An 8,937-nucleotide genomic window follows, 5' to 3' on the forward strand; every position below is an offset into this window, starting at 1 on the left:
GGGATCGGCCGGCCCCGGTGACGAAGGCGACGCGATCCCTGAGCAGCACGCCCGCCCCCTCACGTTTCCCGACGGCGGCCGCGCTGCAGGATCGCCTGCGCGGCAATCAGCACACCGAGCGATGCGGCCAGCACCATCGTCCCGATGGCGTTGATCTCCGGCGTCACGCCGCGCCGGATCGAGGAGAAGACATAGATCGGCAGCGTGGTCTCCGACCCGGCCACGAAGAAGGCGATGATGAAATCGTCAAAGCTGAAGGTGAAGGAGAGGAGGAAGCCCGCGAGGATCGCCGGCGCGATCTGCGGCAGCGTCACCTGCCGGAACGTGCCCCAGGGCGTGGCGCCGAGATCGGCCGAAGCCTCGATCAGGCTCCGGTCCATGCCCGCCACCCGCGCCCGCACGATGATGACGACGAGCGCCATGGCGAAGAGCCCGTGCGCGGCAATGAGCGAGCCGATGCCGAGGTTGAGCTTCGGCGCCGCCCCGGCGAGCGGCCAGAGCGCGGCTAGGACCGGGTTCAGCCAGTCGAAGAGTGTCACGAGCGCGATCAGCGTCGAGATGCCTATGACGATGCCGGGCACCATGACGGCCACGTAGATGAGCGCGTCGAAGATCACCCGCGGGCGCCCGGTGACACCCTGCAGGGCGAGCGCGGCCAGGGTTCCCGCGACCGTCGCCAGCGCGGCCGAGACCGCGGCGACCGTGGCGGAGGTCTGAAGCGCCTCCATCACGAAGGGGTTGGTGAGCGCCTTGCCATACCACTGGGTCGAAAAGCCCTGGAGTTGCGCGGCATGGCGGCCCGCGTTGAAGGAAAAGATCGCGATCACCCCGATCGGGATGTAGAGGAAGAGGTAGACCGCGATCGCATAGGCCCGCATCGCAGCCTCACATCAACGAGACTTCGTCGCGCGCACCCGCCCAGCGCCGCGTCAGGCGCATGTAGAGGGTGACGGTGACGAGCATGACGACGACGAGCGCGACCGCGACCGCCGCCCCGAAGGGCCAGTTGCGCGATTGCAGGAAAAGATCGACGAGCGCGTTGCCGACGAAGAAGACCTTGCCGCCGCCGAGCATCGCGGGGATCAGGAATTCCCCCATCAGGAGGATGAAGACCAGCATGCAACCGGTGGCGACGCCGGGCATCGAGAGCGGCAGCGTCACCTGCAGGAAGCTGCGCCAGGGCGGGCTGCCGAGATCCGCCGAGGCTTCCAGGAGCCGCTTGTCGAGCCGTTCGAGGCTGACGAAGATCGGAAAGACCATCAGCGGCAGATAGCCGTAGACGATCCCCGCCAGCACCGCGAAGGGCGTGTTGATCAGCCGCGGGCTGCCAAGTCCGAGCGTGGCGAAGAGCTTCGGGATGCCCTGCCCGCCGAGGAGGTAGATCCAAGCGTAGGAGCGGATCAGGATCGAGGTCCAGAAGGGCACGATGACGAGGATCAGCAGGAGTGTCCGCAATTTCGGATCGGCCTTGATCGCGAGGTAGTAGGCCAGCGGATAGGCGATCAGCAGGCACAGGGCGGTCCCCGCCGGCGCCAGCATCAGCGTGTTTTCGAAAGCCGCCCAGCGGGTGCCGAGATTAGCGAAGTTCTCAAGCGTGAAGGCCGGGGAATAGCCCCCGGCGGGCGCACGGGCGCCGAAGCTGAAGACGACCACGACCACCAGCGGCAGCACCAGCATGGCCAGAAGCCACACCGTCGCCGGCGCCAGCAGCAGGGTCGTCCTCAGCCTCTGCCTCATGCTTTCAGGCCGACTTGAAACGCGCCATCAGCTCGGCGCGGTTGGGATCGGTCAGCGTCACCGCCGCGCCGAATTCCAGCGCGTCGAGCAACTCGGCCGCCGGATAAAGGATCGGGTCGTTCAGCACTTCGGGCGGCAAGAGTGCGTTCACCCGACTGTCGGCTACCGGATAGCCGTGGAACAGGCTTTCCTTGGCGTTCACCGCAGGATCGAGCAGGAAGTTGATCAGCGCATAGGCCGCGTCCATATGCGGCGCGCCCTTGGGGATGGCGTAAAAGTCCGACCAAAGCTCGCCGCCCTCCTTGCCAAGGATGTACTCGATCTCCGGCATGTCGCGGTTCATCTGCTTGCCGTCTCCGCTCCAGCAGACCGTCATCCAGGCGTCCCCCGACCGCATGGAGGGCTGGTAGTCCGAGTTGATCGCGAAGAGATGGGGCTTGGCCTCGATCAGAAGCTTCTCGGCGTCCGCGAGCTCATTCGGGTCCACCGAGTTGAAGGAATAGCCGTAATATTTCAGCGCGTTGCCAATGGTGGTGAGCTGGTAGTCGTGGACCATCGTCCGGCCCGAGAACTCGGCCATGGTGATGTCCCAGAACTCCTTCCAGGTCGTCGGCTTCGCTAGGCCGCCAAGCTGCGCGGTGTTCACCGCGAAACCGGTGGTGCCCCAGTTCTTCGGCACACCATAGACCGTGCCGTCTACCGTGCCGGCGCCGGCAAAGCGCTGCTCGAAGGTCGCCGCGTCGTAATTCGGGATCCGGGTCACATCGAGGGGTTCGATCAGGCCCTCGTCGACATAGGTAGTGACGGCGTAGTTCGTGGGCACGAAGACGTCCCAGCCGGACCCGCCGGCCTGCAGTTTCGCCAGCATTTCCTCATTCGAGCCGAAGACGTTCATGTCGACCGCCGCCCCCGTCGCGGCGGTAAAGGCCTCGAAGTTCGCCGGATCGTGGTAGTTCGGCCAGGTCGCCAGCACCACGCGGTCACCGATGCCGCCCTGCGCCCAGGCCGACGAGCGCAGCCCCGGCATCGCCGAGCCCAGAACCGCCGTCGCCGCACCAAGCCCCGTGACGCCCAGGAAATGGCGCCGCGTGACCGAACCCTTCTTGTAGCGCCAGAGTTCGGCCATGAACTTCTCGCGAGAGATGTAGTCCTTCCGGTCCGTCATGTTCGTTCTCCCAGTTGGTCAATCGTTCTTGAGGATGAGCGCCGCGCCATCGCGCCACCGCGCCCGTCCCGTTTCCCCCGGTTCGAAATTGCCCTCCCCCGCTTCGGCCTGACGCGAGGCGAGGATGAGGAACTGGCCCAGATCCGGGTTCCGGACCAGATATTCTGTATGCTCTCCGAGGAAGATGCGATTGACGACCGTCACCGGAACGCCCTCGTCGCCGCGGGACAGGGTGATCTGTTCAGGCCTGAGGCTCGCGATCGCGGATTGTCCCGCCATGACCCCGTCGCCCGCGTGGCCGACGACGACGGTGCCGCCCGCGCAGTCCAGCCGGGCCGAGCCGCCCTCGACCGCGCGCACGGTGCCCTCGAAGAAGTTCGACTTGCCGACGAAATCCGCGACATAGCGGTTCTTCGGCCGGTCGTAGAGATCGCGCGGGCTGCCGACTTGCACGATCTGGCCGTCCCGCATGATGCAGATGCGGTCGGACATCGACAGTGCCTCTTCCTGGTCGTGGGTCACCAGGATGAAAGTGATGCCGAGCGTCCGCTGCAGGGTCTGCAACTCGATCTGCATGTCGTGGCGGAGCTTCTTGTCGAGCGCGGCCATCGGTTCGTCGAGCAGGAGGAGCTTCGGCTCGTTGATGATGGCGCGGGCCAGCGCCACGCGCTGCTGCTGGCCGCCCGACATCTCCCAGATCCGGCGTGGCCCGTATCCCGGCAGCCGCACGGTTTCGAGGGCCTTCGCCACGGCGGCGCCGACCTCGGCCTCCGGCGGGCGCGGTCGGCGTTGGCGGAGACCGTAGGCGATGTTGTCCGCAACCGTCAGGTGCGGAAAGAGCGCGTAATGCTGGAACACCATGTTCACCGGGCGACGATGCGGCGGCAGGTCGTTCACCCTCTGGTCATCCAGCAGGATTTCGCCCTCGGTCGGAACCTCGAACCCTGCAAGCATCCTCAGCGCGGTGGTCTTGCCGCAGCCCGAGGGGCCAAGGAAGGACAGGAATTCGCCGCGCCGGATCGTAAGATGCATATCGCGCGCGGCCACCACGGCGCCGAAGCGTTTCGTCGCCCCGCGCAACTCGGCGATGGGAGTCTCCGTTTCGTCCGCCACCCGCACCCCACTCGCGGCATATGCCCTGGATTGACAGAAAGCGTAGAAACCGGGCCCGCGCCTGTATATACCCCAAAACGCATATCACGGCCGGAGAACTCAGGCGCGATGAGCGGTCCCTCCCTTCTGCCCCAGATCGGCGCACTAATCGCGGCCGAGGCCACGCCGGATTTCCCCCGCTGCCTGGCTGCTTTCCTCCGCGCGATCACACCTTACGACTTCACGGTCGTCTTCGGCTACCGCGGGGCCTCCCAGCCCATCGACCTCTTCGACGACTTCCCCGCCGCCAAGCGGGCGGTCTTCGTGACCGACTACCAGGCAGGTCCCTATCTGCTCGACCCGTTCTACCTCGCGGCGACGCGGCCCGTCGCGCCCCGTCTCTACCGGATGCGCGACCTTGCACCGGACCGGTTCTACCAGGGCGAATACTTCCGCAACTACTATGTCCAGACCGGGCTGGCCGAAGAGATCGGCTTTTTCGTGGATACCGGGCAGGGGGCCATGGTGGTCGTCTCGCTGATGCGGGCGACGAAGCCGTTCTCCACCCGCGAGTTCGCCGCGCTTGCGGGTGCCGCGCCGGTGGTGGAGGCGGCGGTCGCGCGCAACTGGCGCGGACTTGCCGAGAGGTTCGACCGCCCGGTCGCGCGGGGCCGCGAAGGTTCGCCCGGACAGATCGAGCGGACCTTCCAGCGCTTTGGCGCGGGCCAGTTGACCGAACGCGAACGCGAGGTGGCGGAGTACACGCTCAAGGGCTATTCGGCCGAGGCGCTCGGCCAGGTCCTCGGGATCGCCTCGGGCACGGTCCGCATCCACCGTCGCAACATCTACGCCAAGCTCGCAATCAGCTCGCAGGGCGAACTCTTCGCCCGGTTCATAGAGACCCTGGAACGCGGCTGAAGCGCCGCCGCGGGGCGGCCGGCCTGCGGGACCTCAGCCGTCCACCTCGTCCGCAACCACCGCGACGCAGTCGCCGGGCTTCACCAGCCCCGGAAAATGCCGTGCCGTCAAAAGGCCCGACCGGCGCGCCGCGACGGCGACGGGCGCGTGCCCGGTCCGGCTCGTCGGATAGATCATCGCCACGGTCTGCCCCTTTTCGACCCGGTCGCCGAGGTCGGCGCAGAAGCGGATGAGGCCGGCATCCTCCGAGAAGGTGAAGCAGTCGTCATCCGGCATGTCGAGCCATTGCGTCGGCTGCGGCTCCACCGCGCCCTTCAGGGCGCCGGCAGCGACGAGAAGGTTGCGGCAGCCGCGGATTGCGATGCCCGCGGTGCGGGCGCTGGCAGTTCCGCCGCCCCCGAGTTCGGTGGTGACGAAGACCTTCCCCATCTCCTCGGCCGCGGTGTCGTACATCCCCACCGCGTCGATTTCGAGCATCCGGCAGGAATAGGGCGCACCGAACGCGCGCACCAGATCGAAGGCCTGCGCCTCCTGCCGCTTGTCGGCCAGGACATGGGCCGCGCAGTAGGGCAGGAAGTCGAGCGTCTTGCCGCCGGAGTGGAAATCCAGCACGACGTCCGACATGGGCAGCAGAACCCGCTGGAAGTAGTCGGCGATCTTCTGCGTCACCGTTCCATCCGGCCGGCCGGGGAAGCTGCGGTTCATGTTGCCGCGGTCGATGGGCGAGGTGCGGGTGCCCGCCATGAAGGCGGGGTAGTTCATCGCCGGGACGATGATGATGCGGCCCGTCACCTCCTCCGCGCGGATCGTCGCGGCGAGATCGAAGAGCGCGATCGGTCCTTCGTATTCGTCGCCGTGGTTGGCCCCGGTCAGAAGCACGGTCGGCCCCTCGCCGTTGCTGACCACGGTGAGCGGGATCATCACCGATCCCCAGGCCGCGTCGTCGCGGCTGTAGGGCAGGCGCAGGAAGCCATGGTGGACCCCCTGCGCGGCAAAGTCGACCGTGGCGGTCACCGGCGATGCGATCAGTTGCTGCTGGATCAGCACGATGTCAGTCCTTCACGAAAAGCTTGCGCGGAACATTGGCGAGGCATTCGACGCCAGTCTCGGTGATGAGGATGGATTCGGTGATCTCGAGCCCCATGTCCTCGAGCCAGAGACCGGTCATGAAGTGGAAGGTCATGCCCGGCTGCAGCACCGTCCTGTCGCCAGGGCGCAAGGACATGGTGCGCTCGCCCCAGTCCGGCGGATAGCTCACGCCGATCGGATAGCCGGTCCGGTTGTCCTTGAGGATCCCGTACTTCGCCAGCACGTCGAAGAAACCCCGCGCGATGTGCTCGCAGGTGTTGCCGGGCTTCGCGGCGGCTAGGCCCGCCTCCATCCCTTCCAGCGTCGCCTTCTCGGCGTCCAGGAATGCCTGCGTCGGCTTGCCGAGAAAGACCGTGCGCGAGAGCGGAACGTGATAGCGGTGGTAGCATCCGGCGATCTCGAAGAAGGTCCCCTCCCCCGCCTTCATCGGCTTGTCGTCCCAGGTCAGGTGCGGGGCGGAGGCGTCGCGGCCCGAGGGCAGGAGCGGAACGATCGCCGGATAGTCGCCGCCGAACTCGGCATCGCCGCGGATGCCGGCATCGTAGATCTCGGCCACCAGGTCGCATTTGCGCATCCCGACCTCGACCGTGTCGACAATGCGCGCATGCATCTTCTCGACGATGCGGGCGGCCTTGCGCATGTAGCCGATTTCCTGCGGCGACTTCACCGCGCGCTGCCAGTTCACGAGTGCGGTCGCATCGGTGAAGCGGGCGTCTGGCAGGTGTTTCGTCAGGGCGGCGAAGGCGGCAGCCGAAAAGTAGTAGTTGTCCATCTCGACCCCGATCCGGAGACCGCCCCAGCCGCGGTCGCCCAGGATGCCCGAAAGGTAGTCCATCGGGTGCCGCTCGGCGCTCTGCACGTAGTGGTCGGGATAGCCGATGATGTTCTCGTGGCGAAGGTAGGCCGTCAGCTTCGCGCCGTTGGCGTCCTGCCCGCGGCCGAACCAGATCGGCTCGCCATGCGGGGGCACGATCACGCATTGGTGAACATAGAACGACCAGCCATCGTAGCCGGTGAGCCAGTTCATGTTGGAGGGATCGGTGACGATCAGGAGATCGACACCCTTCGCCTCCATCGCGCGGCGCGTCTTGTCGAGGCGGCTGGCAAATTCCTGGCGCGTGAAGCGCAATTGAACCTCGGTCATGTGGCTGTCCTCCTCGGGCGCTCGGGCCCTGTTCTCATACTCAGACGGTAAAGCTTTGCCCAGCGCCGGCCGCGCGGGCGCGCGTCACGGCAAGGGCGGCGATGGCGGTATCCTGGATGCCGGTCCCGGTCAGGTCGGCGAGCGTGATCTGGCCGGGCGACAAGCGGCCGGGGGCAACGCCGGCGACGATCTGCCCGAGCTCGGGGAAGCTCCGGTCGGCGGGCACGACGCCGGCGGCGATGGCGTGGTGCAGTTCGCCGAGCACCCGCGTCTGCGACAGCCGGTCCGCCACGTAGTATGCCCGTGCAAGCAATTCGGGCGCGATCTCGTTCTTGTGCCCGGCATCCGAACCCATGGCGGTCACATGCTGGCCGGCTGTGGTCTCATGCAGGATCGGGCTCGTCGCCGGCGTCGTGGTGACGATGACGTCGGCGCCGCCCGTCGCCTCGGCCACGCCAAGCGCGGGCACGGCGTCAAGGCCCCGGCCGCGCAGCCTCTCGCAAAGCGCGGCCGCCCTCGCCGGGTCGCGGGCCCAGATCCGGAACGCCTCGACCGGCCGGACGAGCGCGAGGGCCTGTGCCTGCATCTCCGCCTGCATCCCGGCGCCGAGGATAGCGGCGCTCCGGCTGTCGGTGCGGCTCAGGTGCCGCGCCGCCACCGCGCCGGCGGCGGCAGTGCGCACGTCGGTGAGATAGCCGTTGTCCAGGAGAAGCGCCTGCACGAGGCCCGTCTTTGCCGAAAGGACCACCATCATCCCGTTGGTCGAGGGCAGGCCGATCTCGGGGTTGCCGAAGAAGCCGGGGCTGATCTTGATGGCGAAATGGTCGATGCCCGGCACATAGGCCGTCTTGACGTCGACTTCCCCCCGGTGCTCGGGGATGTCGAGCCTGAGGATCGGCGGCATCGCCACCGGCGTCGTGGCCAGCGCGCGGAAGGCGTCCTCCACGCAGTCGACGGCGTCGAGGTCAAGCGGCACGAGAGTGCGCAGGTCTGCCTCGGTCAGGATGGTGACGGGGTCTCTCATCTCGCCGGGTCCTCCAGCACGCGGGTGAACGTCTCGGGGGCGACATTGGCGCCGGAGAGGATGCAGACGGTGTCGCGGCCGGGGCTGATGCGGCCCGACAGGATCGCGGCATGGCCCACGGCGGCCGCACCTTCCACGGCATCGCCCGTGACGGCGTGGATATGGCGCATGGCGGCGGCAATCTCGCCCTCGGTCACGAGCACCACATCGTCGAGAAGCGCCCGGCACATCGCGAAGGTGACAAGGTTGCCCAGCCCGATCCCGCCGCCGAGGGAATCGGCCAGCGTGGGCTCTTCTTCCACCTCCACCGGCCGGCCGGCGGCGAGGCTCGCCGCCATCGCGGCGCCGCGCGCCATGCTGACCCCGATCACCCGGGTCGCGGGCGACAAGGCCTTGACGGCAGCCGCGACACCCGAAGCCAGCCCCCCGCCCGAGAGGGGCACCAGAACGGCGGACGGCGCGGGACAATCGGTGAGAATCTCGAGCCCGAGCGTCCCCTGCCCGGCGACGACGGCGGCGGCGTCGAAGGGCGGGACCTCCGCAAGCCCCTCCTCGGCCACGGCACGGGCGACCTCCGCCATCGCCTCGTCCTGGCTCCTGCCGACGATCCGCACCTCGGCGCCGAGGTCGCGGACCGCCTGAACCTTGTTCGCGGGCACGAGCCTCGACAGGCAGACCACGGCCCGCCCGCCCGCTGCCCGCGCGGCGTCGGCGAGCGCCCGGCCGTGATTGCCGGTGGAGGCGGTGACGACACCCCGCGCAAGCGCC

The 8,937-nt window shown here is 67.8% G+C and carries 9 protein-coding genes; 1 reads left to right on the forward strand and 8 read right to left on the reverse strand.

From position 1 onward, the window contains the following. Window positions 1–59 precede the first annotated feature (59 nt). Genes F9K34_RS14500 through F9K34_RS14515 form a run of 4 tightly spaced genes read right to left on the reverse strand, consistent with a single transcriptional unit; the run spans window position 60 to window position 3,934 of the window. Window positions 60–878, reverse strand: coding sequence for an ABC transporter permease (locus F9K34_RS14500; protein WP_291337718.1), 819 nt, complete (start codon window positions 876–878; stop codon window positions 60–62). A gap of 7 nt (window positions 879–885) precedes the next feature. Then, the gene (locus tag F9K34_RS14505) at window positions 886–1,737 is read right to left on the reverse strand and encodes an ABC transporter permease (RefSeq protein WP_291337720.1); all 852 of its coding nucleotides are present in this window, start codon (window positions 1,735–1,737) and stop codon (window positions 886–888) included. A gap of 4 nt (window positions 1,738–1,741) precedes the next feature. Continuing rightward, on the reverse strand, window positions 1,742–2,902 hold the full coding sequence (locus tag F9K34_RS14510) for an ABC transporter substrate-binding protein (RefSeq protein WP_291337721.1): 1,161 nt from the start codon (window positions 2,900–2,902) through the stop codon (window positions 1,742–1,744). Window positions 2,903–2,920: 18 nt separating this feature from the next. Continuing rightward, window positions 2,921–3,934, reverse strand: coding sequence for an ABC transporter ATP-binding protein (locus tag F9K34_RS14515; protein ID WP_291337728.1), 1,014 nt, complete (start codon window positions 3,932–3,934; stop codon window positions 2,921–2,923). Window positions 3,935–4,123: 189 nt separating this feature from the next. Here F9K34_RS14515 and F9K34_RS14520 point away from each other — a divergent pair, with 189 nt between their 5' ends. Beyond that, a complete protein-coding gene (locus F9K34_RS14520) occupies window positions 4,124–4,912 on the forward strand; it encodes a helix-turn-helix transcriptional regulator (RefSeq protein ID WP_291337723.1) in 789 nt (262 codons plus the stop codon). A gap of 33 nt (window positions 4,913–4,945) precedes the next feature. Here F9K34_RS14520 and doeB read toward each other — a convergent pair whose 3' ends face one another. The 4 genes from doeB to F9K34_RS14540 form a co-directional block, all read right to left on the reverse strand. Further along, window positions 4,946–5,956 carry a N(2)-acetyl-L-2,4-diaminobutanoate deacetylase DoeB gene (gene doeB / locus F9K34_RS14525; RefSeq protein WP_291337730.1) on the reverse strand — a complete coding sequence of 337 codons (1,011 nt, stop codon included), beginning with the start codon at window positions 5,954–5,956 and terminating at the stop codon, window positions 4,946–4,948. A 7-nt stretch (window positions 5,957–5,963) separates the two neighbouring features. Further along, window positions 5,964–7,145 carry an ectoine hydrolase DoeA gene (doeA, locus tag F9K34_RS14530; protein ID WP_291337724.1) on the reverse strand — a complete coding sequence of 394 codons (1,182 nt, stop codon included), beginning with the start codon at window positions 7,143–7,145 and terminating at the stop codon, window positions 5,964–5,966. Between the two features lie 40 nt (window positions 7,146–7,185). Then, entirely contained in the window at window positions 7,186–8,169 is a 984-nt protein-coding gene (gene eutC / locus F9K34_RS14535) for an ectoine utilization protein EutC (protein ID WP_291337725.1), read from the reverse strand. Next, on the reverse strand, window positions 8,166–8,937 hold a 772-nt coding region (locus F9K34_RS14540), incomplete at its 5' end, for a pyridoxal-phosphate dependent enzyme (RefSeq protein WP_291337726.1). The genes eutC and F9K34_RS14540, both read right to left, overlap by 4 nt.

The organism is Albidovulum sp., from assembly GCF_008933605.1.
GTDB lineage: Bacteria > Pseudomonadota > Alphaproteobacteria > Rhodobacterales > Rhodobacteraceae > Albidovulum.

Coding starts and splice junctions, on each gene's coding strand:
- F9K34_RS14500 (WP_291337718.1), bottom strand. CDS start 878: ATGCGGGCCTATGCGATCGCGGTCTACCTCTTCCTCTACATCCCGATC.
- F9K34_RS14505 (WP_291337720.1), bottom strand. CDS start 1,737: ATGAGGCAGAGGCTGAGGACGACCCTGCTGCTGGCGCCGGCGACGGTG.
- F9K34_RS14510 (WP_291337721.1), bottom strand. CDS start 2,902: ATGACGGACCGGAAGGACTACATCTCTCGCGAGAAGTTCATGGCCGAA.
- F9K34_RS14515 (WP_291337728.1), bottom strand. CDS start 3,934: ATGCATCTTACGATCCGGCGCGGCGAATTCCTGTCCTTCCTTGGCCCC.
- F9K34_RS14520 (WP_291337723.1), top strand. CDS start 4,124: ATGAGCGGTCCCTCCCTTCTGCCCCAGATCGGCGCACTAATCGCGGCC.
- doeA (WP_291337724.1), bottom strand. CDS start 7,145: ATGACCGAGGTTCAATTGCGCTTCACGCGCCAGGAATTTGCCAGCCGC.
- eutC (WP_291337725.1), bottom strand. CDS start 8,169: ATGAGAGACCCCGTCACCATCCTGACCGAGGCAGACCTGCGCACTCTC.